Source organism: Phycisphaeraceae bacterium (assembly GCA_019636675.1).
Classification (GTDB): Bacteria; Planctomycetota; Phycisphaerae; order Phycisphaerales; family UBA1924; genus JAHBXC01.
On record JAHBXC010000001.1, the window covers coordinates 1087406 to 1114251 of the forward strand.

Genomic DNA, 26846 nt, shown 5'->3' on the forward strand with positions numbered 1-26846 from the left:
CAAGGAACCAACGCCATGAAACTCCTCGGCAACCTCCTGATGACCGCCTGCCTGATCGCCGGGTGCCTCGCCGCCGCGACCTCCTACCGCCCTCGCACCACCGACGACCGCATCGTCGGGCTCACGCAGACCGCGCCCGCCGGCGCACGCGAGAAGACGCAGGACGAGCTCAACGACCTCCGCGACAAATACGCCGCCGGAGGCATCACCGCCGAGGCCTACACCCGCCAGCGCGAGGCGCTCGTGCCCCTCGTCCCGCCCGGCGCAGGCGACGACGCGAAGATCACCGAAGAGGACCTCGCGAGCCTGCGCGCCGAGAGCGAGCCGGGCGTCCCCATCGCGCGCAATGTCAAGGTGCAGGAGTTCTCCGTCGCACGCTGGCCGCACGCGTGGCTCTTCGCGATCAGCGCGCTGGGACTGTTCGCCGGGGCGATGCTCGTGCGCACCTCGACGAAGCGCGCCCTCGCGGCCAAGGCGACCTCGCCCGGCTCGACGCCCGTCGGAGCCGACGCCCCCATCACCCCCGCCGCCGCCCTCGCTCGCACGCGAGAAGTCTGCGAGACGCTCCTGCGCGAATTCGCCTCGCTCCCCGACGACCGGGCCCGGCTCGACGCCGTCGTCGACCGCCTGGGCGAGCTGCAGAAGAACGAGCTGGCGTCCTTCGTCGACGCGCGCCCCCAGCTCATCGCGACCATCGGCATGGGGCGCTACGCCGAACTCATGGACCGCTTCGCCGCCGCCGAACGCCAGGTCAACCGCGCCTGGTCCGCCGCCGCCGACGGCGTGCTCGACGAGGCGCACCGCTGCCTCGCCAATGTGCCCCCCATGATGCGCGAGGCCGAAGCGAAACTCGCCTAACGCCCCGCGTTCTCCTCGATCCACTCCACGATCTTCTCGAAGGTCGCGCCGGGGAGCATCGAGAACATCAGGATGTGCCCCGTCGCGAGCGACAGTCGCGCCGGGCGCCCCAGCGCCTCCCACAGCGCGTTGCCGGTGCGCGTGGGCACGATGTCGTCCATCGTCGCCTGCACCATGAACACCGGCGTGTCTCGCAGCGCCCACGACGCGCTGAGCGGGTCCAGGCGCGACGACGCCCGATACGCGTCGATCAGCTCACGGCGCGATGACCCGTGGTCGAAGTCCGCGTCCCCGGCCGACGCGCGCAGCCGCGGCCCCCTGAAAACCCCGCTCCGCTGCGTGACGCTCAGAAGGTCCCCGCCGCCCCCGATCAGCACCGCCGCGTCGAAAGCACGCTCGCCGCTCGCGTCGCGAAGGCCCGCCGCCAGCCCGGGCGTCGCGATCGCCCCGAGACTCGACGACACCACCACGCGAGGGCGCATCGGCGCGTCGGGCCACCGCTCCGCCGCCAGCGCGAGCGCCGCGCGCACCGCGTCGCTCCACTCGACGAACCCGTCGTCCACCATCGCCCCCACCGCCGCGCCCGCTTTCGACGCGTCGGCGTCGAACCGCGAGAGCTCGATCGGGCGCTCGCCCAGCACCACCTTCGCCGCCTGGAACACCCCCCAAGGCGGCTGCACGATCAGCAGCGTCCACCCGCGCGCCCGAAGCGCCTCAGCCAGCCGGAACTCCTCGCGCGTCAGCCCCAGCATCCCCGTGCAGTACAGCGCCACGCCTCGCGGGATGTCCCCCTCGCTCAGCTCCGGCGCCGCCAGCAGCATGTAGGTCATGAACCCCAGAGGCCCGCGCTCCCCGAACGCCTCTTCCGGCATGTCGGCGCGACGGCTCACATAGAACAGGCGCGTCGCGTCGAGCGAACGGCTCCACCCCGGCGCTCGCTCGCCGCGCCGGGTCTCGAACAACGCGCCGCGATCGGTCCGCATGCGCAGCGTCATGGGCGAACGGTCGCGCGAGCCCGCGATCGCGTAGGAACCCTCGTCCTCGCCCGCTTCCAGCCGCGCTTCCATCGGCTCCAGCGACTCAACAACCTCGCGAAGCCACTCCGCCATCAGTTCCGGGGCCCGGGGCGGCGCAACCCGCGGCGACGCGCCAGGACCGGATACGCGCGCCGACGACACGCTCGACAGCGACCGCTCGTTCCACTCCCATTTCGCGCACGCGCCGGCAGCCAGCAGCAGCGCGAGCGCCGCTCCGCCCGTCGCCATCCGCCCGATCGTCGTCAGTCGCTCGCGTCGCATCGTCAATCCTTGTACGGGTCGTGCTCGTCCTCGCCCGCCATCACTACGACGATCGGGCGCAGCACTCGCTCGATCTCGATCGTCCCCGCGTGCGCGTCCAGCACCGTGCGCAACTTCCTGTACACCTGCGGCGCCTCGTCGGCCCCGCCGCCTCGCAGTTCCACGCCCATGTCGGCCAGTTCGTGCTCCACCTTCCGGAAATTCACCGCCCCGCCCCGCACCCGAACCTTCTGGCCGTTCCTCCACACCGCCTTGCCCGCCGCCTGCGTGCGGCTCATCACCCTGCCGGCGCCGTGCACCGTCGAGTACAGGTTCTCCCTCGCTTCGTCCGTCTCCACTCCCCGGATGATCACGCTCATATCACCCATCGAACCGCCCACGAACCCGCGCTGCCCGGGGAACGCCGGCGTCGCGCCCTTGCGCACGACCCAGTATTCGCGCCCGAAGTGCGTCTCCTTCCACGCAAAGTTGTGGTGATTGTGCACCTCGTCGAGGATCTCGCCCCCGAGTATCTCCCTCACAACCTTCCGTGCGACATACTCACGGCCCGCGTACGCGTACCGGCCGGCCAGCGTCATCGCGAGGATGTACCGCTCGCCCAGGTCGGTCCCGGCGCCCACGACCGCCGGCGCGACCTCCATGCCGTCCTTGCCGCCCGCCGCATGCAGATAGTGCGTCGCGATCCGGTGCCCGAAGCCGCGGCTGCCGAAGTGCACGCCGACCCAGACCGAGTCTTCATCGTCGACAAACACATCGACATAGTGATTGCCCGAGCCGACGGTCCCGAGCTGACTGACCGCGAGGTCTTTCAGCGCCGCGACCTCCGGGATCGCCCACGCCGGGTCGTCGTCGAACAGCGCGTGATCGACGCGCTCGTCGTTCTTTCGCCCGATGCCGAACGAAACCTCGCGCCAGATCCGGTTCGCGACCTTCGGCGCGTCGACCTGCGCGCGTGTGAGGTTCGTGCGGATCGCCATGTTGCCGCAGGCGATGTCGAACCCCACGCCGCTGGGGCTGATCGCGTCCTCGAAGGCGACAACGCCCCCGACGGGCTGCGCGTAGCCCAGGTGCCCGTCGGCACAGAGCACGCCCCGCGCGCCGCCGGCGTCGATGCACCGCCGCAGCTGCGCGATGGTGCGCGCGTCGTGCTGGCCGACCACCCTGACAGTCACGCGTCCCGCCTTTCTCGCCTCAATAGAAGATCACATCGGGGACGGGCTCGCCGTCGGGGCCCCGGTCCCAGACCAGTTCAACGGTGACTCGCAGCCCCTTGACGAGCACGCCCGGGGGCATCGAGCGATCGCGCGAGCGCACCAGCTCGATCGACGACGACGCGCGCGCGTTCTCGGGTTTGGGCGCGCGGAACAGATCGTCGTCGCTCGCGTGGTACTCCTGCACCACCGAGTGCGAGGTGCGCGTCATGCGGAACCCGCGCCGTTTCAGCTCTTCCTGCACCGCGCCCACCGAGCCGATCTCGACCCGCTGCGTGTGCAGCAGACGGATGCCCTCGGCCATGAACCCGAGCCGCTCCTCGGCCGTCGAGACCGGGTCCGGCTCGATCGTCTCGGACATGTACCGCGTCCACAGGCGCTCGAACGCCTTGAAATCCTTTGTTTTGAACGCCTGCTCGAAGGCCTGCTCTGGCGTCTTGCCCTGCCCGAGCGCCATCAGGTACTGCTCGAAGGGCCCGGCGTACCGCCCCCGGTCGGCGTGCACGAGGAAGTGCGCCATCGACCACGCCTGGTCGTACATCACCGCCGCACGCCTGTCGCCAGAGCTCACCCGCGCGTTCCACTGGGCGTTGGTCATGGTCAGCATCTCCTCGAACGAGAAGATGTTGCCGCTGTCGATCGCCTCGCGCACTCGCAGGATGCGAGACGCCGGCGCAAGCCCGGTCTGCATCGTGCGACCGAGCAGCAGCCCCTCGCCGAAATACTCCGCCAGCCCCTCGTTGGCCCACATCGGCATCGTGTCGCCGATGCGCTGGTGCGCGAACTGGTGGAAGCCCTCGTGCTGCAGCGTCTGCAGCATGCGCCGACGCTCGTACCCGCGCACAAAGATCGCCAGCCCCGTCTCGTCGAAGGTCCGGAAGAAGATCCCCGCGGTGTTCAGCGCGTTGAACCCTTTCCCTGCGAGACCGAGCAGGTACTGCTCCTCGCTGCTGAAGAGGTACAGGCGAACCAGCTTCGAGTCGCGCTGGGGGAACGCCTTCAGCCGCTTCGCGTACTCGCTGTACACCAGGTCCATGTGCTGCGCGAACGGTCGCGCCTCGGACTCGGGCAGATCCGTGAAGACCTCGTAGTGCCTTGTCCGGAAGCTGCGCAGCGCCGCGGCACGCGCCGTGTCCCCGCCCCCGGGCCCGGCCCCACCCCCGCCCCCGCCTGGACGAACCGCGCGATCACGCCCGCTCTGGGCCGACGCGCCGGTCTCCAGCGCCGCAAGACTCAGCAGCGTCACCAGCAAAAGAGCGAATGTGTTCTTCCAGCGCATCGCACGCCTCCGGCGCAGTGTCCCGATCGCGACGCGCAGACGCTCGGCGTCACGAAACCTTCGACGCAGCGAATGTACGGGCGTTCGCCACGGCGTCAAGCGATTTCGAGGGGTCCGTCCCGCCGCCCTGGGCCGCGTCGGGACGCCCGCCGCCCTTGCCCCCGACCGCGGCGGACGCTTCGCGGACCCAGTCGCCCGCCTTCAGGCCCCGCTTCACCAGCGTCTCGGGCACCTGCGCCACGATCGACACCTTGCCCTCGGCGTCGTCGGCGCTGACGAGCAGCACCGCCGCCTCGGGTCGCTTTGATCGGACCGCGTCCATCGCCGCCAGCAGCGCCTCGCGGTCGCTCCCCGCCGGGATCAGCCCGACGATGACCGGACCATCCTCGCTCTGCGCCAGCGCGCGCGCCGCGTCGACAGCGCCCTCGCGCCCGGCCGCCGCCTCTTTCTTGCGCACGCTCTTCAGACGGTCCTGCGCCTGCGCGATCGCGTGCTGCGCCCTCCGTCGCAGCACATACGGCAGCGACAGCGCCTCGAGCTGACCCTGCAGCTCCGCGACCTCTTCGGCGAGAGTCGCTTCGCCCACCTTCATCGCCGCGTTCGCGCGCTCCACGACGCGGTGCCCCGCCTCGATCGCCGCCTCCGCCTCGACGCCGGTCACGCCGATCACGCGGCGCACGCCCTTCGCGACCGCCTCCTCGCTCAGCACCGCGAAGGCGCGTGCCTGACCGGTGTGCGCCAGGTGCGACCCGCCGCAGAACTCGATCGAGAGCTCCTGCCAGCGCGGGTTCTCCGGCTCGCTGAGCAGGTCGATCATGCTCGCGCCGATGCTCACGACGCGCACGGGGTCGGGGTACTTCTCGCCGAACACGGCGCGCAGCCCGCGGATCGTCTTCGCGTCGGCCAGCGGCGCCACGCCGGTGTGCACCTTCAGGTCGCGCACGATCTGCTCGCGCACGATCTCTTCGACGCGCTCGACCTGCTCCTCGGTCAGCGCGTGCGCGCACGAGAAGTCGAAACGCAGCCGGTCCGGCGCGACGAGCGATCCCTTCTGGTCCACCTCGTCGCCCACCACCCGTCGCAGCGCGAGATTGAGCAGGTGCGTCGCGGTGTGGTTCGCCATCGTGGGCAGGCGCCGGTCCTCGTCGACCGTCAGTTCGACCGTGTCGCCGACCTTGATCTGCCCGCCGTGCAGGCGACCGATGTGCAGCACATACCCGCCGAAGGCCCTGGTCTCGTCGACATCGAACCGCGTGTTCGGCGAGCCGGGCTTGCGGATCTCGCCGTGATCGCCGACCTGCCCGCCGCTCTCGGCGTAGAAGTTGGTCTTGTCCAGCACGATCCCGAAGCGGTCCTCCAGACTCGTGCCGCTGGCGACGATGTCCTCGTCGAAGTCCTCGCCGTTCCAGATCGCGCGCACGGTCGCGCGCAGCGGCTTGATCTCGTACTTGAACGAGTCGTCCGTCGGCTTCACGCGAAGGTGCGCGAGTTTCGCGGTCTCCTCGCCCGACAGCGCGATCTCCTTCACGCCCTCCGCCTTGCCCCCGGCGCGGCTGCGCTCGCGCGCCTCCTCCATCAGTTTCTCGTAGCCCTCGGTGTCCACCGACATGCCGCGCTCACGCGCCATCACCTGCGTGAGGTCGATGGGGAAGCCGTAGGTATCGTGGAGCATGAAGGCGTCGCCGGCGCTGACACGCTTCGACCCGCCCGCGCGCGTCGCCGCGTCGTTGAACATCGCGATGCCGCGATCCAGCGTCCTCCCGAAACTCTCTTCCTCCTCGCGGATGAGCGACGCCACGCGATCGGGGTTCTTCTTCAGCTCCGGGAACGCGTGCCCCATGTGCTCGACGACCGTGGGCACGAGGCTCGCCAGGAAGCCCGGCTTCGCGCCCAGGTGCTGCGTGCCCTGCACGACGGCGCGCCGGAGGATGCGGCGCAGCACATACCCGCGACCCTCGTTGCTGGGGACCGCGCCGTCGGTCAGCGCGAAGGTCAGCGTGCGGATGTGGTCCGCCACGACGCGGTACGCGATGTCGCGTGCGCCCTCGAGACTCCCCTCGTACTTCGGCGCGCCCGTGACGCGCTGCGCCGCGTCGAACAGCGGCGTGAACGCGTCGGTGTCGTAGTTGCTCTGCGCGCCCTGCAGCACGCGCGTGATGCGCTCCAGCCCCATGCCCGTATCGACGTGCTTGGCCGGCAGCGGGCGCAGCGCGGTCTCGGTGCGGTTGAACTGGATGAACACAAGGTTCCAGATCTCGATGACGCGCGGGTCGTCGGCGTTCACATAGCGATAGCCGGGGTCGCGCCTGCGCTCCTCGTCGGACCGCCCGTCGTAGTGGATCTCCGAGCACGGGCCGCAGGGGCCGGTCTCGCCCATCTCCCAGAAGTTGTCCTTCATGCCGAAGGGCAGGATGCGCGACTCGGGCAGGTAGCGCTTCCACAGGTCGAACGCCTCGCGGTCGGGGTCGAGCCCCATCTCCTTGTTGCCCTTGAAGTAACTCGCGTAGAGGCGCTCCGGGTCGAGTTTCCACACCTTCGTGAGCAGCTCCCACGCCCACTCGATCGCCTCGGCCTTGAAGTAGTCGCCGAACGACCAGTTGCCCAGCATCTCGAAGAAGGTGTGGTGATAGGTGTCGCGCCCGACATCCTCGAGGTCGTTGTGCTTGCCGCCGGCGCGGATGCACTTCTGGCTGTTCGCCGCCCGCTTCAGCCCGACAAAGTCCGAACCCGGCTCGACCTGCCCGAGGAAGATCGGCTTGAACTGGTTCATGCCGGCGTTGGTGAACAGCAGCGTCGGGTCGTTGTGCGGCACGACCGGCGACGAGGGCACGAAGCGGTGGGCGTGCTTCTCGACGAAGAAGTCGATGAACTGCTGGCGGACGGCGTTGACCGAGAATGGATGCGCGGACATGAGAGCCCTTGTCAGAGATCGCGGCGGGGTTGGCCGCGATTCTAGACCCGGAAACCCTTTCCCCCCGGCGCCCGGACGCCCGTGGAATCCCATCGGTCGCTCACTCGGAAACCACGGGACTGGTCAGCGTCCCCAGGTCCGCGCCCTCGCCCGTGATCGACACACGCACCTCGTCGCCGGCTCGCAGGAACCGGGGCGGGTTCCGCCCGGCGCCCACGCCGGCAGGCGTGCCGGTCAGGATCACCGTCCCCGGGAGCAGCGTGGCGCCTCGCGACAGCTCGGCGATCAGCGTCGCGACGGGGAAGAGCATGTCGGAGGTGCTGCCCCGCTGCATCTCCTCGCCGTTGACCGTGGTGACGATCGTGAGCGCCTGAGGGTCGCGCACTCGCTCGCGCGGCGTCACGACGGGCCCCAGCGGGCAGAAGGTGTCGAACGACTTGCCCCGGCTGAACTGGCCTCCCGAGCCCTCTTTCTGCCACCAGCGCGCCGAGACATCGTTCGCGGCGCAATAGCCCAGCACCGCGTCGAGCGCGCGCGACTCCGGCACATCGCGCGCCGGCTCGCCCAGGATCACCGCCAGCTCGCCCTCGAAATCGACCTGCCCGGTCGCGCTCATCGCGCCGCCGGTCGCGGCGTCGGAGCACGCGCGAGGGATCACGATCCGCTCGCCGCTCCGCGCGAGGCACCCGGGGTATTTCAGGAAGATCATCGGGCGCGTGGGCGCCTCGGCGCCGCGCTCCTTCGCGTGATCGGCGTAGTTCCGACCGACCCCGAGCAGGCAGGTCAGGGGCAGGTCGTCGCCCGAGGGCAGACGGACCGCGAGGACTGATCCGCGTCGGGGATCGGCGGGGACGATGTCGTAAGCCATGGGGCGGGCGTCTCCTGCGTGAGGCCTGCGGCCCTCACTGCTGCTGGGTCTGCAGCTCGCGCTTGCGCGCCTGGTCGGACAGGGAGTCGGCGAAGTCGAGCGACTGGCGGAAGGCGTCCATGTTGTCGGGCTCGGGGAAGAGGCGCGCCATCATCCCGCGCTGCTCCTGGTTCGTCTCATCGCGCACGATCGCGGCGCGCAGCGCGTCGTAGGTGAACTGCTGGATGATCAGCGGCGCGCGACGCCACAGGATCGCCTGGTCGTCGATGCCCAGCTCGCCCCCCACCAGCATGCGCAGCAGGATCATCGCCGCCATCGTCTCGAACCGTCGCGGCATGACCTCCATGCGCTCGGTTTGTGAGTCCGCCATCGTCCGGCGCAGGTGCTTCTCCATGTAGAGCGTGTGCACCTGGTTCGCGTAGTTGAAGTTCCGCACGAAGACGTCGCGGTTCCCGGCCAGCACGCCGCGCACGAACGCCTGCCGGATCGCGGAGGTGACTTCCTCAGCGGCGACATAGGGCGTGTCGATCTGCTCCTCCAGCTCGGCGCGCACGAACTCGGCGAGCGGACGGCTGAGCCGGTCCTGCGTCGCGAGCGGGTCGTTGATGTTGAGCCCCTCCCAGGTGCGCAGGCGCTCGTACCAGTACGCCGCCTCCTCGAAGCGTCCCTCGCGATAGAGCAGCCGGACCGAGTCGGCGAGGAAGTTCTCGTAGCCGGCGGCGTAGCTGGTGCGCACGCGTTCGCGGGACACGAAGATGTCGTCCGCCTCGTCGGCCTTGGCCTGCAGCTCTTCGAGCACCTCGCCGTAGATCGCGATGTAATCGAGGTTGGGCAGCGATGTGAAGCTGTCGGTGAGGATGTTGAAGTAGATATCGCCGTAGCGCCGCAGCTCCTGCACCGCGTGCAGGGTGATGCGGTTGGTGTTGGTGAGGTCGAAGTCCTTGATGTTCTGGCGCTGGCGCCCCTGCTCGTCGCCTCGCAGCGACCAGTAGAGCGCGTGCGCCGATGGGTGGCGCCAGTCGAGCGGGCCGAATTTCTCGGTGTAGCGGATCATCCGCCCCGGCTCCATGTTGTACTCGCGCACGAGCAGCTGCTTGCGAACCGTCGGGATGAGCACCTCCCACGCCGGTCCGAGACGCTCTTCCTGGATCAGTCGCACGAGCGCGTCGTTGCGCACATCCTCGGAGATGCCAAGCCCGAGCACGCGCGCGCCGGCCGACTCGCCCAGCGCGAGGTAGATCTCGATGCTGCGCAGCAGCTCGCGACCGACGGGCATGCCGGCCTCGTCCCGCAGGCGCCGGACCAGCTCGCCCACCAGCGGCTGCGCACGCGTCGCCTCCTCGATCGAGTCGGGCGCGTTGGCGAAAACCGTGAGCCAGGCGACGCGCTCGCGCACGCGCTCCTCGAAGGTCGTGCCCTCGTTCGGGGGCGGGCCCAGCACGATCGTCCACTCCTCGGCGAGCCGGCGCTTGTAGTACTGGTTCGCGTCGTCCGCGACGCCCTGGATCTTGTGGTTGAAGATCCACGCCAGCTCGCGATGGATGAGCGGATCGCTGGGGTTGCGCGGGATCGCGTGGTCGCGCAGCAGGTCGACGCCCGCCTTCACCCACATCCAGCGCTCCTCGGCGGTGTCCGTCGCGACCGAGATGTTGTACGCCATGTTCCACGCGTGGAAGACCCACACGCGCGGGAAGCGGGGCTGCAGGCGCGTGATCGCCTGCGCCAACTCCATCGACTCGTAGAAACGCCCCTGCTCTTTGAGCTTCTGGGCGCGCAGCCAGAGCACGTTCGCGAACACGCCGCGGAACGCGCCCAGCGCGATGCCGACCGCGACCTCGGGAGGGTCGCCCTCGGTCGCCTGATCGGCGTACACCAGCTGCGCGCGACCCGCCTCGGCGGTGAGCGAGGTCGTCAGGACGCTCGATCCCAGCAGCCCCCCGGCGAGGACAACGGCGCAGATCGTCTGGATGGTCGTGGGCGCCTTCATGGGTCTGACTCCGTCTGGTTCAACGCCCCGAATAGGTCCCGAGTTCGCGCTTGCGGAAGATCAGCCAGCCGATCCCGAGCATCGCCGCCGTGCTGACGCCCAGACTGAGGATCGCGCGGACCAGCACCCCCCAGGGCACGAGCCGCCCGTCGACCAGGTCGGCAGTCGGACGCAGCTCCCCGTACCAGATAAACGCCTTCGCGATGGGCACGGCGACGAGGCGAACCACGAAGGCGATCCAGTCGTAGCCGTCGCGCGTCTCGGGGGTGTACTGCTCCAGCGCCTCGTTGAGGAAGGGCGACGCTTCGGCCGCGAACAACAGCACGATCGCCGCCAGACACGCGACCGGGAAGCTCAGGAAGGTGGCGCAGGTGACGCCGATCGCGGCGATGAAGCACAGCTTCAACCACAGCACCAGCATCACCCTCGCGTAGTTCAGCTCGAACGAGCCCGCGCTCGCGAGGATCTCGAGACTGCCCCGCTCGAAGGTGATCGAGAGCGGGTTCGCGAACTCCGTCCCGTACTGCCCGTTCCAGATGTCGACGAGCAGCGCCCCGTTCTCGTCGATCGCGTCGGCCGGGATGTCGAGCGTCTGCGCCGCGCCCAGCGAGGTCTGGCGCGGGATGAAGTACCGACCGCCCACGAGGAAGGTGAGCTCGTAGAGCGCCGAGGGCAGGTTCGACCCGGACTTCACGGTGAACCGCAGGGTGACCGGCTCGCCCCGATCACGCTCGCGCGAGAGCCCCTCGAACATGAACGCCCTGCCCGTGCCCGGGGCGATCGTGCGGTACTGGTGCTCGATCGCGGCGACGATGTCCTCGCGGATCAGAGCGCGACCCCTCGCGCTGACCGTCACCATGTCGTCGCGACGGCGCACCTCCGCGATCTCCAGCTCGACCAGCTCGTCGACGCGTTCGGCCTCGATCAGCTCGCGGATCGCCGGCTCGATCACGCGCCGGGCCGTCAGCACCTGGGTCTCGAGGATGCGCCGGTCGAGCGTCACGGGGCCCTCGCCCTGGCGAGCGACGTACGCGCGGATCTCGCCCTGGGCGGGCTGGTTGCGCAGGTACTCGGTGAACAGGAACACGCCCGACGCCGTCGCGAGCATGAGGGCCGCGTTGAGCGAGACCACGCCCAGCCACTTCCCGAGGATGTACTCGATGGGTCGCACGGGCTTGGTCATCGTCTGCCAGATGACCTTGTCGCGCTGCTCGAACGCGACGGTCGCGATCGAGAAGAACAGCGTGAGCATCAGCATGAGCCAGTACGCCCCGGCCGTGCCCCACTGCAGGAAGGTCTGCACGCGGAACCGCAAGGGGCGCCCCGGGTCCAGATACGCCGGCAGCGCCGCGAGCAGGAACACGAGCATCACGATGAAGACCACGCTGATCTTCATCCGGACCGCTTCCGCCAGCACGGTCTGCGCCACGGCGAAAACAGGGGTTCGATAGCCCAGCAGCGCGCGCACGCCCTGCAGGAGCGCCGTGAACGAGCCGGACAGCGCGACTGCGCCGCCGATCACCAGCGCCGCGCCTCGCGTCGACTCCCCGGCCCACAGCGGCGCCACCACGACCAGCGCGACCAGCCCCAGACCGACATACGTCAGCAGCACGCCCAGCCAGGTCACGACCAGCAGCACCCCGGCGACCGCCAGGATGCCGATACTCACCGCGTAGACAGGGCTCGTCGCGCCCAGCAGCCCGCGCACCGCCGTCGCGCCGGTCGCGGCGCGGGGCGCCGTCGCCCCGGCGTCAGCGGCAGTCGCCTCGGCGGCGGCCTGTCGCGCGACCTCCGCCGTGTCCGGCGCGTTGGCGAGCACCAGCCACCCGCCCAGCGCGAGCAGCGCCAGCACGACGATGACAGCGCTCGCGACCGTCTTGAAGCGAGTCGTCCCCTGCACGCGCGCGCACACGCGCAGCCACTCGCGCACCCGTGGGATCACCGCGTGCCCCCGCCCGAAGCGTCATCGTCGAGCAGCGAATCGATCACCGACCGGTCCACGTCCGCTGGGGGCGCGTTCTTCTTCGGGTCGCGCGCCTGCTCGGACGCCGGGCGCTTCTCTGGCGCCTTCGGCGCGTCGGCGAGCAGTTCGCCAAGCACGTCGTCGCGCTCGGACTGGGCGGTACGTTCCGGCGCCTTCTCGTGCGCCCCTTGGGGGGCCGAGCCGGGGCCGGGGCCGGGGGCGGGGGCCGGGGCCGGGGGCGGCTCGCCCTCGACGAGCCGGCCGATCAGGTCGTCGCCCTCGCCCTCGTCGGCGCGCAGGAACGACGCCGTGGCGCCCCCCGACTGCGCGCCGCCCGTCTCGACGCGCTCCCGGCGCGCGCGATCGACGATGTCGAGGAACAGGTCCTCGAGGCGCTGACGCGGCTTGCCGACGCGTTCGATCGCGCGCCCGGTGCGCGCGTGGATGATGCGGTCGAGCTCGGCGATGGTCGCGTCGTCGAGCGATTCGGACTCGATGACGGTGCGCTCGCGCGACTCGAGCAACTCGTCGGGCGTGCCCTCGGCGCGCTTCTTGCCGCCGTAGAGGATCACGAGACGGTCGACGCAGTCCTCGACATCGCCCAGGAGGTGGCTGGAGAGCAGCACGGTCTTGCCTCGCCGCCCCAGCTCGAGGATGAGGTCCTTGACCTGTCGCGAACCGATCGGGTCGAGCCCGCTGGTGGGCTCGTCGAGGATCAACAGTTCTGGGTCGTTGATGAGCGCCTGCGCGAGCCCGATGCGCCGGGCCATGCCCTTGGAGTACTCGCGAACCGGGCGGTGCTGGGCAGCGCCGAGCCCGACCATGTCGATCAGCTCGTCGATGCGCTTCCGACGGGTCTTGTAGTCGAGCTCGAAGAGTTTGGCGTAGTAATCGAGCGTCTCGCGCGAGTTCAGGAAGGGGTAGAGGTGCGTCTCTTCGGGCAGGTACCCGATGCGCTTCTTGATCGAGACATCCGTGGGCAGTTTGCCGAACACCGCGACGCGCCCGGAGCTCTTGTGGAGCAGCCCCAGCACGATCTTGATCGTGGTGCTCTTGCCCGACCCGTTGGGGCCGAGCAGGCCGAAGATCTCGCCTCGCTGCACGTCGAGGTCCAGCCGGTCGACGGCGCGCACGCGAGAGCGCATCCAGAAGTCCTTGAAGACCTTCGAGAGCTGCTGGCAGGCGATCACCGACTGCCCGGCCGCCGCGCCGGAACCGGCGCGAGGGAAGACCAGAGGCCTGCTGGAGGTCGACGCGGCGCTCACCGGCCCTCCTCGGCGATCTGTCGGCGCCTGCGCTCCAGTTCCGCGGCGCGCCGGGCGATCTCGCGCTGGTCGAGCGTGCGCAGCAACTGCTGCTCGTTGCGGATGCGATCGCGCTCGCGCGCGACGTCGGGGTCGCGGTTAATCAGGAGCTCGGGAAGCATCCCGGCCGGGAGGAAGTTCGTCTCCACGCTCTGGCGCGCGAAGAAGCTCGTCAGCGCCTCGGTCCACTCGCGCGTCACGAGCAGGCCAGGGTTGGTGCGGTACTGCTCGAGCTTGACGGCGAAGGTCTGCGCGAACGAGCGGTAGCGAGACTCGATCTCGGTGCGATACCGGCGCGCCCCGTTGAGAAGGTTCGTCGTCTCGCCCGACACCATCGCGCGGCGCGTCTGCCCGTCGATCTCCACGGGCTCGCCCAGCAGCAGCAGGTCGATCTGCGCGAGGATGTCCTCCGCGTTCTCGTCCTGCAGCTCGAGCGCCTGCTCGTACGCGTCGATCCGCGCGAGGATCAGCTCCGCCGCCTGCCCGGCGACCTGGCTCAGACGCTCGCGGCGCTCGCGGTCAGCCTGCTCACGGCGCTGCTCGGCCTGCGACTGCGCCGACTGCACCTCGGCGAAGCTCGAACGCAGCGACAGGGGCGGGGTGATGTCGCGCAGCGCGACCTCTTCGAGCACGATCCCAGAGCCCTGCGCGTCGAGCATCTCCTGCGCCAGTCGGCGCACGCGCGCCGCGATGGAGCTCTGCGGGCCAGCCTCGGCGTCCACGCTCACGCCCTCGCCCGCCGCCGCGTTGCCCACGCCCTGCTTGAGCACCTGCTCGAGCGTCAGCGTCGCGAGGGTCTGCGTCACGGCGCGTTCGATCGCGGCCCGCACGATCGACTCCTCCGAACCCGGCAGCATGTTGCGCACGAAATCGCCGGGGCTCTGGCGCCGGTACACCGCCGTCGGGCGGAGGTGCACGATGTTCCCGTCGGCGGTCAGCAGCGACCCGTCGGTCCCCGGAACGAGCCCGAAGCGAGCGACGGCGCCCAGCTCATCGAGCGAACGAGAACGCTGGCCAGAGTTGAGCATGGGGAAGAACGAATCGTCGAGGCGCAGCGACTGCTGGCCCGTCTGCACGGTGACGAACTCGCCGATGGGGTAGGGCCAGCCCAGGTGCAGACCCGGGGGCACGTCCTGCTCGACGACCTTGCCGAAGGTCAGGCGGACGCCGCGCTCGGCCTCCTTGATCTGCTTGGCGCCGCTGAGCAGGAAGAGCCCGATCAGGGCGAGCATGCCGAGCTGGAGGATGAAGAAGGTGATGCGCAGCGCCTCGGCGAGCGACTGCTGCGCCGGGTCGAGCGAGACGCCCGAGGAGCGATCCTCGCGCTGCTGCGTGAAGGTCGCGCTCGCGGCGCGCCGGGGCTGCTCCGGGGGCGCTTCGCCCTCGAACTCGCCCAGCCCCTCGATCTGCGGGTCGCGCTCGCTCATCGCGGCATGCCCTCCGAGCGTCGCGGCGCGGGCTGCGCCGGAGCGGGCGTGCGCGATTCGCCGGTGATGCCCGGCAGGCGACCCGTCGCCGCGTCCATCAGGTTGCGCGGGTCGAGCAGCTGCATGCCCGGCAAGCTGGTCGGCACCACGAGGGTGACCTGCTTGCCGAAGCCCTCGCGGATCAGCTCGATGTTCTGGAGGAACACCGCGAGCTCGGGGGCCTCGTCGAGCTGCTCGAGCCAGCGGGCGGCCTCGAGGTCGCCCTGGTTGCGGATCTCCGCCGCCAGACGGCGCGCGAACGCGAGGATGCGGTCCGCCTGGCTCTCCGCCTCGTTGCGGATGGTGCTGGCGATCGCGTCGCCCTGGGCGCGCGCTTCGGCGGCGAGCTTGTCTCGCGTGGCCTTCATGCGGTCATAAACATCGCGCGTCGTCTCTTCCGGCAGCACGATGCGCCGGATGCCCACGAGCTCGACCTGCACGCCGTAGTCGCCCATGCGACCGTCGGCGCCCTGGTTCGCGTCGCCGCGACGGATGCGATCGAGGACCGCGCTCTCGAGCTCGCCCAGGCGCGAGCCGCCGGGCGTGGGTGAGAAGAGCTCGCTCATGCGGAAGCGCGAGACCTCGGCCATCGCGCTGCGCAACAGCGTGTCGAGACTGCGCTGGGCGGCGGTGTAGTGGTCACGCGCCTCGGGGCCGGCGTTGCTGAAGCGCTGGTAGAACACCAGCGGGTCGGTGACGCGCCAGGTGAGGAACGCCTCGACGATGATCGGGCGGTCGTCGGCGGTCTGCTGCGTCTCGCTGCGAGACTCGAGCAGGCGCACGCGCCGGTCGTACTTGGTCACGCTCTGCACCGGGTAGGGCCACTTGAAGTAGAGGCCGGCCTCGTCGCCGTCGCGGTTCTTGACGGCGTTCTCGTTCGCCTTCCCGAAGGTCGTGACGACCGCGGCCTCGGTGAACCGCACCGAGAAGGTGACCATGAACAGCACGAAACCCAGCACGATCAGGCCGGTGAGCGTCAGCAGAAAGGTGGATCGCACGGCAGGCGGACTCCTGGTTACTCTCTCGGGGTCGTCGGGACGCTCGGGGCGCCGCCGATCGCGGCCTCGTCTTCAACATTGACGCGCACGCGACCGTCATCAAAGGTCGTGACATAGACACGGGCGTTCGTGGTCATCTCCCGGATGGCCTCGAACCACTGCATCGCGAGGTACACCTCGGGCGACGCGCGGAACAGCGCGACCCGACCGCCCTGGCGCGCGACGCGCCCTCGCTCGTTCATGTGCAGGCGCCAGCGATCGGCCCGCGCCTGGAGGATCAGCTGCGCCGCCTCGCCCCCGGCGGCGCGCAGCAGCGTCTCGATGCGGATCTCCTGCTCGGTGATCTCGTCCTGCGTCGCGCCGCGCCGCTGCATCGCCTCCAGCACGTCCAGCTCACGCACGATCGATTCCGACCGCTCCACCGACGCGACGACCTGCGTCAGCGTCTCGATGCGCGAGGAACGCGCGTCTTCGATCGCGCGCTCGCGGCGCTGCTCGCTGGCCGTGACGCGCTGGTACGCCAGCGCCACGTCGCTGGCCTGGGGCGGGTGGGCGGCGACGATGCCGGCGAACAGCACCTCCACGCCCGTGTCGGCGCGGGTGAACGCCTCCTGGATCCTCGCGCGAAGCTCGTCGGACAGCGGGCCGCGCCCGGCGCCCAGGATCTCGTCGATCGAGCGCGAGCCGAGGAACTCCATGACCTCGCGCTCCGCGATCGAGCGAAGCAGGCGCTGGCGCGACCCCGGCTCGGCGAAGGCGTCGAACTTCGTGAGATCGCGGACGGTGAAGTGCACCGGCGCCTCGACCGCGAGCAGCGACAGGTCGCGCGGGCCCAGCGCGTCGCCGGCCTGGCGGGTCGGCTGCACGATCATGAACTGCTCGCGCTGGCCCGAGCCCAGGTGGTCGTTGGTCCAGAGGATCGGCTCGGTCCCCTCGGGCGTGTGGGCGCCGACGTGGAGCTGGTTGACCGAGGTCGCGGAATAGGTCTCGACCGTCTCGACGGGCCAGGGGTACTTGAAGTGCGCGCCGGGCCCCACCTCGCGCTGGAGCGAGCCGAAGCGCAGCACGAGCGCCTGCTCGTTGGGCTGCACGATCGCGATCGACGACAGCGCCCACAGCACCACGCCGCCGCTGATGAACAGCAGCCCGAGCGTGCGGCTGAGGAGCCGGTAGAACCAGCTGTCCGTGACATCGAACCCGAACTGGTACGAGATCGCGCCGCCCACGCTCTCGGCGAGCCGGTCGGGCGCCGCCAGGAAGCTCAGGATGCGCGACTCGAACGCCGGCTTGGGCGCCTCGCCCTTGCGCCGGGGGCGATAGAGGTTCAGGATGAAGTTGAGGACGATCTCGACGCCCAGCACGGTCATCGCGACGGGCAGGACCACGTGCATCCAGCGCAGCGCGACCGGGGCGTCGAGGAAGTCGAGGAAGTGCGCGATGGCGAGCATGAGGCCCACCAGCGACGCGCCGACCGACACCGCCGCACCGCCGCGCAGGTTCGACCACACCGGCTGCTTGGCCATGCCGGCGACGAACCGCGCAAAGACGAAGCCCGCCGCCGCGACGCCCACGCCCAGCGCGATCGCCCACCCGGTGAGGGTCGAGCCGATCTGGGCGTCGGGGTCGAGCATCGCCCGCTCGCTCAGGAAACGGACCACGCCGATCGAGATCAGCGAGCCGGCGTACGCCAGACTGATCAAGGGCATCAGCAGGCGGTGCATCCAGTCGAGCCGGCGGGCGGCGACGCGCATCTCCTCGCGTGCACCCTCGAAGACCGACGAGTCGAACGCGCCCGACGCCTCGAGCGCCTCCGCCTCCATCGACTCGAGTCGCTCGAGGGTGTGCTGGTGGAACACCAGCGCCAGCCCCAGCCACACCAGCGAGCCGAGCAGGATGTAGATCGCCCCGGTCAGCGCCGCGGTGTCTCGTCCGAACAGCGCGTACAGCAGGATCGCCAGGCCCAGCGCGAGCTGGATCATCAGCCCGATGACGCTGATCGAGGTGGCCCGGCGATAGGTCAGATGGTCGTTTCGCATGCGTGCTTCTGCGTTGTGCTGTGCCGAGTCGTGAGGGCGTCGGGCGGCGCTGACTCTGCCGTCCGGGGGTCGTCGTCGTGCTCGGGACGCTCCCTGCGAGGGGGAGGCCCGATCGCTGTCCGGTGTCTCGATCGGGGGAGAGGGGGACGCCGCGCCGCGTCCGACCCCGAGCGTACCCCGGTCTCCATTCGAGGGAACGGATTGTCAGGCGCCAGTGCCCGCCTGTCCACCGAACCGGAAACCGATCATTGATGTACGAACGACCGGGCTCTATGTTCTCGTCCGGCGACGGCCCGGTTCCCGGGGCGCGCCGGCTCCCCTCCCGAGGGCCCCTCGCCCGCGATCGCGCCCCCCTTCCTCTCAGGCGTCCCCCCACCCATGTTCGGACAGATCCTCGCCATCGCGCGGAACACGCTGGTCGAGAGCATCCGCCAGCCGGTCTTCTTTATCCTCGTGCTCGCCTGCGCCGTCTTCCAGGCCGGCAACAACTTCTTCTCCGCCTATTCCATGGGCTTCTCCGACAGCGCCGAGGTCTCGGGCGACAACAAGATGCTCCTCGATGTCGGGCTCTCGACCGTCCTGGTCTGCGCTACCCTGCTGGCCGCCTTCCTCGCGACCTCCGTCGTCTCGCGCGAGATCGAGGACAAGACCGCCCTCACCGTCATCAGCAAGCCCGTCGGGCGCCCGGTCTTCGTGCTGGGCAAGTACCTCGGCATCGCCGGCGCGATCGTCGTCGGGACGGTGCTCATGCTCCTGTTCTTCCTCTTCGCGATCGAGCGAGGGGTCATGAGCGCCACCTACGACGACCTGAACGTCCCGGCGATCGTCCTGGTCCTCTCGGCCGTCGGCCTGTCCATCGGCGTCGCGGTCTGGGGCAACTACTTCTACGGGTGGGTGTTCTCCTCGACCGCCTGCCTGCTGATGCTCCCCCTGCTGCTGATCGCGTACCTGATCGCGCTCTCGGTGGATGTGCACTGGCAGCCCCACGCCCTGCGCGAGGATTTCAAGCCCCAGATCACCATCGCCTCCTTCGCCGTGCTGCTGTCGATGCTCGTGCTGACCGCCGTCGCCGTCGCCGCCAGCACCCGGCTCGGGCAGGTCATGACGATCGTCGTCTGCCTGGGCGTGTTCCTGTTCAGTCTGCTGAGCAACCACCTCGTGGGCCGGCGCGCCTTCGACAACCCTGTCGTGGGCCGCATCGTCGAGGTCGAGCCGCTCGCCGACGCCAACCGTGACTTCTCCGACGCGCGCGACCGCTGGAGGATCTCCCTCGCCGCCGAGCCCGGCGTCACCCTCGCGCGCAACGGGCCCCTGTACTACGGCGCCGACCCCGGCGGCATCGAGATGGCGGTCCCGCGCTTCCGCCCCTTCGCCGGCGACCTCGCCAACGAGAACCAGGTCCGCGACCCCGAGACCGGCCCGGCCCTCGCCATCGAGTCCGTCCGAGACTATCGCGACATCACGGTCGTCAATGTCGGAGGCCTCGACGTCCGGCGCGCCCCCCAGCCCGACGACTATGTCTTCACCCGCCCGACGAAGGTCAGCTGGCCCTCGCGGATCGCCTGGTCCGTCATCCCGAACATCCAGTTCTTCTGGCTCGTCGACGCGGTGACGCAGAACCACCCCATCACGGCGCGATACCTCGCGCTCGCGACCGGCTATGCCCTGAGCCATGTCATGGCCCTGCTCGCCCTGTCGGTCCTGCTCTTCCAGAACCGCGACATCAGCTGACGCGGATCACAGCACCTCGGGCGCGTCGATCTCGGGGCGCTTGCCCAGCGCGCCGAACCACACGAGGCAGAAGATCGGGTAGGCGCCGCCGATCACGATCCCGATCGCCATCGAGACATAGGTGGTCATGGGCGACCACTGCTGCGCGAACGCGGCGTCCGGGTTGTCGCGGACCCACGCCGCGATGTCGTCGATCTGCTGGAGCTGGAACATGATCCCCACAACCAGCATCACGATCGCGCCGAGCGAGTAGACGATGTGCATCGGGCGCCCCACGGCGCGTCGGTTCAGCGTCATGATGCCGGCGAGCAGCAGCAGCACGCCGAAGCACAGACTCACGACCATCAGCCCAGCCAAGAGCGGGTTGAAGGTCGTCATCGACGCCGGAAAGCCCCCGGGGGATTGGGCCTCGGCCGACTTCATGAGTGTCGGCGTGAAGAACGCGAACACCGAGCCGATGCCGTTGCACACGAGGTTCAGGGCGCCGAACACGATGCTCAGAATCCCGACGACCTTGGGCCACTTCGGGGGCTCACGAAAGTCATCGCCAGCGTCCATCGGCGCAGACATCCCGCTGAAATCGTTGCTCATTCCCGGTTCTCCTTCTTCCTGGCTTCCTGGTGCGCAACAGCCCGACCGGACTTCGCACCACCATATCCGATTTGGCGGCGCCCGATTTCTCCGGCTCCGCCCCCTGCTCCCTGCTCCCTGCTCCCTGCTCCCTGCTCCCTGCTCCCTGCTCCCTGCTCCCTCCGAGTTTCAGATCTGCTTCAGGAACCGCAGGTCATTCTCATACAGCAGCCGGATATCGGGGATGCCGTACTTGCCCATCGCGATGCGTTCGATCCCGAAGCCGAACGCGAAGCCGGTCCATTCCTCGGGGTCGTACCCCACCAACTCAAAGACCGCCGGGTCGACCATGCCGCAGCCCCCCAGCTCGATCCACCGGGCCGGCTCGTCGGGGCGCAGCCGGATCTTCATATAGAACTCGGCGCTGGGCTCGGTGAAGGGGAAGTACGAGGGCACGAGCCGGATCTCGGCGTCCTCGCCGAAGTACGAGCGGGCGAACTGGAAGAGCGTGGTCTTCAGGTCCGCCAGCGTCACCTTCCGGTCGACGTACAGCCCTTCGATCTGGTGGAACATGAACGAGTGCGTCGCGTCGACCGTGTCGGGCCGGTACACGCGCCCCGGCGCGACGATCTTGATCGGGGGCTTCACCGACTCCATCACGCGGATCTGCACGGTGCTCGTCTGCGAGCGCAGCATCCGCGGACCCTCGGTCGTGCGCGGATCGTCCACATAGAAGTTATCGATCGGGTCGCGCGCCGGGTGGTCCGCCGGGATGTTCAGCTTCGCGAAGTTGTGGTCGTCGTCCTCGAGCTCGAACCCCTCAGCGACCTCGAACCCCATCCGCCCGAACACGTCGCACAGGTCCTCGATCGTGCGCGTCAGGATGTGCCGGCGACCCACGCCCGGCGCGACGCCCGGCTCGGTCAGGTCCAGCAGCGGGCCGCTCGGCTTCTTCGCTTCACCGACGCCGCCCTTCTTCGCGTCGAACGCTTCCTGCAGCGCCTTCGTCACCTCGTTGAGGCGCTTGCCAACCGCCGGCTTCTCGCCGGGGGGCACGTCCTTCAGCCCGCCGGCGGCCAGCTTGACCCGCCCCTTCGTCCCGAGGAACTCGATGCGCCACTTCTCCAGCGCCTCCGCATCGTGCGCGCTGGCGAGGGACGCGAGCCCCTCCCGTTCGATCGTGTTCAGGGTTTCAAGCATGGGGCGACAGTGTAGGGGCCGCCCGGTGAAAGACACACGAAGGTCCGCAGGCGTCCCCCCTCCCCGGGTCGCGCCAGCGTACCCTCGTTGACGAGCCCGCCCAACGAGGAGCCCCACCCCATGCCCCGTGCCTTCGCCTCCATGAAACCCGGCGCCCCCCTCCAGCCCTTCGAGTTCGAGTTCGGACCGCTCGGGCACGACGAGGTCGAGATCGCGGTCGAAACCTGCGGCATCTGCCACTCCGACATCTCCATGCTCGACAACGAGTGGGGCATGAGCGCCTACCCCCTCGTCGCAGGGCACGAGGTCGTCGGCAAGGTCGTCGCCACGGGCGACCTCGTCACGCACCTCCGGAAGGGCGATCGCGTCGGCCTGGGCTGGCACTCGCGTTCGTGCTCCACCTGTCGCCAGTGCATGTCGGGCGACCACAACCTCTGCGCCAAGGGCGAGGGCACCATCGTGCAGCGCCACGGCGGGTTCGCCGAACGCGTGCGCGCTCAGGCGTCGTTCGCCGTCAAGATCCCCGAGGGTGTGAACCCCGGGAGCGCCGGGCCCCTCTTCTGCGGCGGGATCACCGTCTTCAACCCGATCGTCCAGTTCGGCGTCAAGCCGACCCATCGCGTGGGCGTCGTGGGCATCGGCGGGCTCGGGCACCTGGCGCTGCGCTTCCTCAACAAGTGGGGCTGCGAGGTCACCGCCTTCACCACCAGCGACGCCAAGACCGCCGAGGCGAAGGGGCTCGGCGCGCACCGCGTCGTGAACACGCGCGACCGCGCGCAGCTCGACAAGGTCGCCGGCTCGTTCGATTTCATCATGAGCACCGTGAATGTCCCGCTCGACTGGGAGGCGTACATCAACGCGCTTTCGCCCCGGGGACGCCTGCACGTCGTGGGCGCGGTGCTCGAGCCTATCCCCGTGAACGCGTTCGGACTCATCATGGCGCAGCGCTCCATCTCGGGCTCGCCGGTCGGCGCCCCGGCGACGATCGCCGACATGCTCGACTTCTGCGCCCGCCACTCGATCGAGCCGGTGACCGAGACCTTCCCCTTCTCCAAAATCAACGACGCGATGACCCACCTGCGCGAGGGCAAGGCGCGCTATCGCGTCGTGCTCGCCAACGACTGGTCGTGAACGAAACAGACCCCCGCGGCTTCCGTCGCGGGGGTCCGGGTCAAAGTGCAGGCGTCGGCGAGGGTCTTCCAGGGAATGGACAGGTGTCGGCCTGACAGGGACGGTCAGCCGACTCGCCGGCGCCTGAGGGCCAGCAGCGACGCGGCGCCGAACAGCACGCCCGCGCCGGGCGCGGGCACCGCGTCGACGCTCAGGAACACGCCGAACCCGGGCTCCGTCGAGCCGGGATTGACGAGGCCGAGCGCGAACGCGGAGTACACCGTGTTCGCGTTGAGCGCCAGGTCGTTGATCGCGAGCACCGTCGTCGTCGTGCCGGCGAGGCGCACCTCGATGTCGTACACGCCCGCCGCGACCGACGCGTAGCCGCTGACATCGCGGTAGTTCAGCGTCGCGAGGGTCGCGATCGCGTTGCCGCCGGAGTCGACGGCCACGATGTCGACCTCGGGGGCGTCCAGCGCGCCGTGGAAGAAGCGCACGCGCGCGTTGTTGGGGTCGAGGGTGTTGTCATCGGTGAGGAGCTGCACATCAAAGTTCGCGAGCCGGTTGAGCGCGACGACCGTGAAGTCGCCCGCCGCCGGGATCGCGAAACCGTTGAGGTCGAACACCGAGTTCGTCGTGCCGGTGGGCGCGACGCCGATGTCGTAGACACCGGCCGGGATGCTGACGTAGGGCGTGATGTCGCCGAACGAGAAGTTCGTGAGCGGCGCAGGGCCTGTCGCGCCGTTCACGAGGATGTCGACCGCCGGCGCGTCCGGCGAGCCGTGGACCACGCGCAGGTTCGCCGCGCTCGATGCGCCCGCGACCATCGCGAGCAGAAGGGTCGAGGAAACAAATACTCTCTTCATCTTGGATCTCCCGTACACAAAGCGGCGCACAGCGGCGCCGGGGGGTTCCTCGCGACGCCGGGGAATGCCGGCGTCGCCTCCTCGCCTTGCCTGACGCGCGCGCTCCGCTGGACGCTCGGCGGCGCGCGAGCGACAGTTCCGTTTCCGGACCGTCGCTCCACACCGAGTTTCGCACCTCCCGCGCCGAACAGATGCGGAATTTCGATAAAGAAGCCACCTTATCAAGGGAGAGCCGGACGGCGTTTATCGGCTTTGCCCGACGCGCCGACCAACGAACAAGGGCCCGCGATCGCTCGCGAGCCCTTGTGAATGCGTGAGTTGTGCGCTGCGTGCTTACGCGGCGGCGTCGGCGGGCTTCTTCTCGCCCATCTGCTTGCGCATCTTGGCGGCGTAGGCGGCGCGACGGTCGGCCTTGCGACGACGGGTGCTGGGGTTGCCGCCGATCTCGGGGCCGTCCTCGTTGCCAACGAGCTGGATGACGCACAGCTCGGCCTGGTCGCCGACGCGGTTGACGCCCAGCTTGACGATGCGGGTGTAGCCGCCGGCGCGGTTCGCGAACTTCGGCGCGACCTCGTCGACGATGTGCTTGACGAGCTTGGGGCCCTTCTTCAGCTCGCCGTAGCGGTTGCGCACGAGGTTGTCCTCGTTGTCCGCCATGATGCGATCGTGCCCGAGCTTCGCGGTGATGAGCCGGCGCGCGTGGATGTCGCCGCGCTTCGCGAGGGTGATCATCTTCTCGACGAAGGGCTGGACGGCCTTCGCCTTGGGGATGGTCGTGGTGATCTGCCCGTGCTCGAACAGGCCGGCGGCCATGTTGCGGAGCATGGCCTGACGGTGGGCGGCGGTGCGGTTGAGTTTGTAGCCCGCTTTGCGGTGACGCATGGCTCGATCCTTCGTGAACTGACGCGGCGTGGTGTGTGTTCGCCGCGGGATGTGCTTCGTTCGATCTCGTCTCTGTCCGTCGAGCGACGAACGGGCTTTACGCGCCCGAACCGACCACGACGCCCTCGGGGAGTTCCATACCCAGGTCCATGTTCAGGTCGGCGAGCTTGCGCTTCACCTCGCGAAGCGAGGTCTTGCCGAACGAGCGGACCTTCAGCAGCTCCGCCTCGGTCTTGGTGACCAGCTCTCCGACCGTGTTGATCTTCGCCGACTCGAGGCAGTTGCTCGCGCGCACCGAGAGGTCCAGGTCCGCGACGGGCATCATCAGCTTGCGGATCAGTTCCTCGTCGACCGCGGCGGCGGCGGCGGCCTCGTGCGAGACGCGCTGGTCGCCCAGGTCGAAGTACTGCACGAACGGGTTGAGGTGCTTGCGAAGGATCTTCGCCGCCTCGACCAGCGCCATCTCGGGCGTGATCGTGCCGTTGGTCCAGATGTCCAGGACCAGCTTGTCGTAGTTCGTGCGCTGCCCGACGCGCGTGTCCTCGACCTTGAACCGAACGCGCTGCACCGGGGAGTAGATCGCGTCGAGCGGGATGCGCCCGATCTCCTGCTCCTCCTGCTTCGCGTACTGCTCGGACGCCGGGACATACCCGCGACCGTTCTGCACGGTGAACTCCATCTCGAAGTCCACCTCGTCGGTCAGCGTCGCGATCACGTGGTCCTTGTTCAGGATCGTGATCGAGGTGTCGGCCTCGATCAGGTCGGCAGTGACCTCGCCCGGGCCGGTCGCGGCGAGCTTCATCGTCTTGGGCTCGTCGCTCTCGAGGGCGACGACCAGGTCCTTGACGTTCAGGATGATGTCGGTGACATCCTCGGTGACGCCCCGGATCGACGAGAACTCGTGCTCCGCGCCGCGGATCTTGACGGAGGTGATCGCCGCGCCCTCGATGCTCGACAGCAGGATGCGCCGGAGCGAGTTGCCGATGGTCGTGCCGAAGCCGCGCTCGAAGGGCTCAATGACAAACCGCCCGAAGTTCGGGTGGTCCAGCTTCGAATCCTTGGAGACGCGAGAGGGAAGCTCGAGGCCGCGCCAGCGAACGCGCATGGGGAAACTCCGTCGGTGTCGGCGAGGTGTGGGGACCGCCATCGGTCCCTGAGACACAACCCTGCGGATTCACGGGGTCCCGCCCTCGGCCGACTCGCCGACGGGCCCCTTCTGTTCCGGAGGGAATGAAACGATCGAAACGAAGCCGACGCGCCGCGCTGAACGCGACGCGTCGGGGAAATGACTGTCGATTACACGCGGCGCTTCTTGCGCGGGCGGCATCCGTTGTGGGGGACCGGCGTGTGGTCCTCCATCGCCGTCACCTTCAGGCCCGAGCCGGCCAGGCCGTTGACCGCGGCCTCGCGACCGGAGCCGGCGCCCTTGATCCGAACCTCGACCTCCATCATGCCCATCTTGCGGACCTTGCCCGCGACGGTCTCCGCGGCGCGGGTCGCGGCGAAGGGGGTGCTCTTGCGAGCGCCCTTGAAGCCGATCGTGCCGGCCGAGTCCCACGCGAGCGCCTCGCCGTTGGTGTCGGTGATGGTCACGATCGTGTTGTTGAAGGTCGCCTTCACAAAGGCGATGCCGCGCACCACGTTGCGACGGACTTTCTTGGTCTTCTTCGCCATCGGTAGCTGGTCCTGACGGTTCGTCGGTCGATCAGGCCGCGAGGAGAACCCTCGCGACCGGGGTGCTTACTTACTTGGCCTTGACGCCCTTCTTGCCCGCGACGGTCTTGCGCTTGCCCTTGCGCGTACGCGCGTTGGTCTTGGTGCGCTGCCCGCGGCAGGGAAGCCCGCGACGATGACGATCGCCGCGGTACGAGCGGATTTCCTTGAGACGCTGGATGTTCTGCGACACCTGGCGACGCAGACCGCCCTCCACCAGGAACTCCTGGTCGATGAGGTTCGCGATCGACGACACCTGCTGCTCGGTGAGGTCGCCGGCCTTGGTGGTCGGATCGATCTCGAGCGCCGCGAGGATGTCGTCGGCGATCTTGGGACCGATGCCGTGGATGTAGCGCAGGCTGTAACGCACCTGCTTGCGATCGGGGATGTCAACACCGGCGATACGGGGCATGTCGCTGCTCCAGCGGTTTCGTGCTTCAGTGAGTCGTGTGAGGGATCAGCCCTGGACCTGCTTGTGCTTCGGATCAGCCGAGCAGATCACGCGGACCTTGCCCTTGCGGCGCACGACCTTGCACGAACCACAGATCTGCTTGACGCTTGACTTGACTTTCATGGCTCTGTCTCTCGATTCGGA

At 69.1% G+C, this 26846-nt stretch carries 22 protein-coding genes; 3 read left to right on the forward strand and 19 right to left on the reverse strand.

Annotation, left to right across the window (positions count from 1 at the left end; genetic code table 11):
* The first annotated feature begins 15 nt into the window (after positions 1-15).
* Complete coding sequence (locus tag KF684_04690; GenBank protein ID MBX3352209.1) at positions 16-858, forward strand: hypothetical protein; 843 nt, start codon at positions 16-18, stop codon at positions 856-858.
* Here the strand turns inward: KF684_04690 and KF684_04695 are convergent.
* The 11 genes from KF684_04695 to KF684_04745 all read right to left on the reverse strand — a co-directional run bounded on the left by KF684_04695 (position 855) and on the right by KF684_04745 (position 18179).
* Positions 855-2156, reverse strand: a complete 1302-nt coding sequence (locus KF684_04695) for a hypothetical protein (GenBank protein ID MBX3352210.1) — start codon at positions 2154-2156, stop codon at positions 855-857. The two genes, KF684_04690 and KF684_04695, sit on opposite strands and share 4 nt — an antisense overlap.
* A 2-nt stretch (positions 2157-2158) precedes the next feature.
* Positions 2159-3328 carry an RtcB family protein gene (locus KF684_04700; GenBank protein ID MBX3352211.1) on the reverse strand — a complete coding sequence of 390 codons (1170 nt, stop codon included), beginning with the start codon at positions 3326-3328 and terminating at the stop codon, positions 2159-2161.
* Positions 3329-3347: 19 nt separating this feature from the next.
* Positions 3348-4646: a DUF1570 domain-containing protein gene (locus tag KF684_04705; protein MBX3352212.1), complete on the reverse strand. Its 1299-nt coding sequence runs from the start codon at positions 4644-4646 to the stop codon at positions 3348-3350.
* Between the two features lie 49 nt (positions 4647-4695).
* A complete protein-coding gene (alaS, locus tag KF684_04710) occupies positions 4696-7557 on the reverse strand; it encodes an alanine--tRNA ligase (GenBank protein ID MBX3352213.1) in 2862 nt (953 codons plus the stop codon).
* A 100-nt stretch (positions 7558-7657) separates the two neighbouring features.
* On the reverse strand, positions 7658-8425 hold the full coding sequence (locus KF684_04715; protein MBX3352214.1) for a fumarylacetoacetate hydrolase family protein: 768 nt from the start codon (positions 8423-8425) through the stop codon (positions 7658-7660).
* A 34-nt stretch (positions 8426-8459) separates the two neighbouring features.
* Entirely contained in the window at positions 8460-10412 is a 1953-nt protein-coding gene (locus KF684_04720; GenBank protein ID MBX3352215.1) for a hypothetical protein, read from the reverse strand.
* A 19-nt stretch (positions 10413-10431) separates the two neighbouring features.
* Positions 10432-12354: a hypothetical protein gene (locus KF684_04725; GenBank protein MBX3352216.1), complete on the reverse strand. Its 1923-nt coding sequence runs from the start codon at positions 12352-12354 to the stop codon at positions 10432-10434.
* Positions 12351-13640, reverse strand: a complete 1290-nt coding sequence (locus tag KF684_04730) for an ABC transporter ATP-binding protein (protein MBX3352217.1) — start codon at positions 13638-13640, stop codon at positions 12351-12353. Before KF684_04730 ends, KF684_04725 begins: the two co-directional genes overlap by 4 nt.
* Positions 13637-15106: a hypothetical protein gene (locus KF684_04735; protein MBX3352218.1), complete on the reverse strand. Its 1470-nt coding sequence runs from the start codon at positions 15104-15106 to the stop codon at positions 13637-13639. The genes KF684_04730 and KF684_04735 overlap by 4 nt, the downstream gene beginning before the upstream one ends.
* Positions 15103-16143, reverse strand: a complete 1041-nt coding sequence (locus KF684_04740; GenBank protein MBX3352219.1) for a protease modulator HflC — start codon at positions 16141-16143, stop codon at positions 15103-15105. Before KF684_04740 ends, KF684_04735 begins: the two co-directional genes overlap by 4 nt.
* A gap of 17 nt (positions 16144-16160) precedes the next feature.
* On the reverse strand, positions 16161-18179 hold the full coding sequence (locus KF684_04745) for a hypothetical protein (protein ID MBX3352220.1): 2019 nt from the start codon (positions 18177-18179) through the stop codon (positions 16161-16163).
* 378 nt (positions 18180-18557) lie between these two features.
* On the opposite strand from KF684_04745, the gene KF684_04750 reads away from it, so the two are divergent.
* The gene (locus KF684_04750; protein ID MBX3352221.1) at positions 18558-19910 is read left to right on the forward strand and encodes an ABC transporter permease subunit; all 1353 of its coding nucleotides are present in this window, start codon (positions 18558-18560) and stop codon (positions 19908-19910) included.
* A 6-nt stretch (positions 19911-19916) separates the two neighbouring features.
* Here KF684_04750 and KF684_04755 read toward each other — a convergent pair whose 3' ends face one another.
* Together KF684_04755 and pheS are read right to left on the reverse strand one after the other, a co-directional pair.
* Complete coding sequence (locus tag KF684_04755; protein ID MBX3352222.1) at positions 19917-20501, reverse strand: hypothetical protein; 585 nt, start codon at positions 20499-20501, stop codon at positions 19917-19919.
* A 168-nt stretch (positions 20502-20669) separates the two neighbouring features.
* The gene (gene pheS, locus KF684_04760) at positions 20670-21680 is read right to left on the reverse strand and encodes a phenylalanine--tRNA ligase subunit alpha (protein ID MBX3352223.1); all 1011 of its coding nucleotides are present in this window, start codon (positions 21678-21680) and stop codon (positions 20670-20672) included.
* Between the two features lie 120 nt (positions 21681-21800).
* Here pheS and KF684_04765 point away from each other — a divergent pair, with 120 nt between their 5' ends.
* Complete coding sequence (locus KF684_04765) at positions 21801-22811, forward strand: NAD(P)-dependent alcohol dehydrogenase (protein ID MBX3352224.1); 1011 nt, start codon at positions 21801-21803, stop codon at positions 22809-22811.
* A 104-nt stretch (positions 22812-22915) separates the two neighbouring features.
* Here KF684_04765 and KF684_04770 read toward each other — a convergent pair whose 3' ends face one another.
* The 6 genes from KF684_04770 to rpmJ form a co-directional block, all read right to left on the reverse strand.
* Positions 22916-23656, reverse strand: coding sequence for a DUF4397 domain-containing protein (locus KF684_04770; GenBank protein ID MBX3352225.1), 741 nt, complete (start codon positions 23654-23656; stop codon positions 22916-22918).
* A 333-nt stretch (positions 23657-23989) separates the two neighbouring features.
* Positions 23990-24538: a 50S ribosomal protein L17 gene (gene rplQ, locus KF684_04775; GenBank protein ID MBX3352226.1), complete on the reverse strand. Its 549-nt coding sequence runs from the start codon at positions 24536-24538 to the stop codon at positions 23990-23992.
* A gap of 97 nt (positions 24539-24635) precedes the next feature.
* The gene (locus KF684_04780; protein MBX3352227.1) at positions 24636-25643 is read right to left on the reverse strand and encodes a DNA-directed RNA polymerase subunit alpha; all 1008 of its coding nucleotides are present in this window, start codon (positions 25641-25643) and stop codon (positions 24636-24638) included.
* A gap of 191 nt (positions 25644-25834) precedes the next feature.
* Positions 25835-26212, reverse strand: a complete 378-nt coding sequence (gene rpsK / locus KF684_04785; GenBank protein ID MBX3352228.1) for a 30S ribosomal protein S11 — start codon at positions 26210-26212, stop codon at positions 25835-25837.
* Between the two features lie 70 nt (positions 26213-26282).
* On the reverse strand, positions 26283-26663 hold the full coding sequence (gene rpsM / locus KF684_04790; protein MBX3352229.1) for a 30S ribosomal protein S13: 381 nt from the start codon (positions 26661-26663) through the stop codon (positions 26283-26285).
* A 45-nt stretch (positions 26664-26708) separates the two neighbouring features.
* The gene (rpmJ, locus tag KF684_04795; protein MBX3352230.1) at positions 26709-26825 is read right to left on the reverse strand and encodes a 50S ribosomal protein L36; all 117 of its coding nucleotides are present in this window, start codon (positions 26823-26825) and stop codon (positions 26709-26711) included.
* Positions 26826-26846 lie beyond the last annotated feature (21 nt).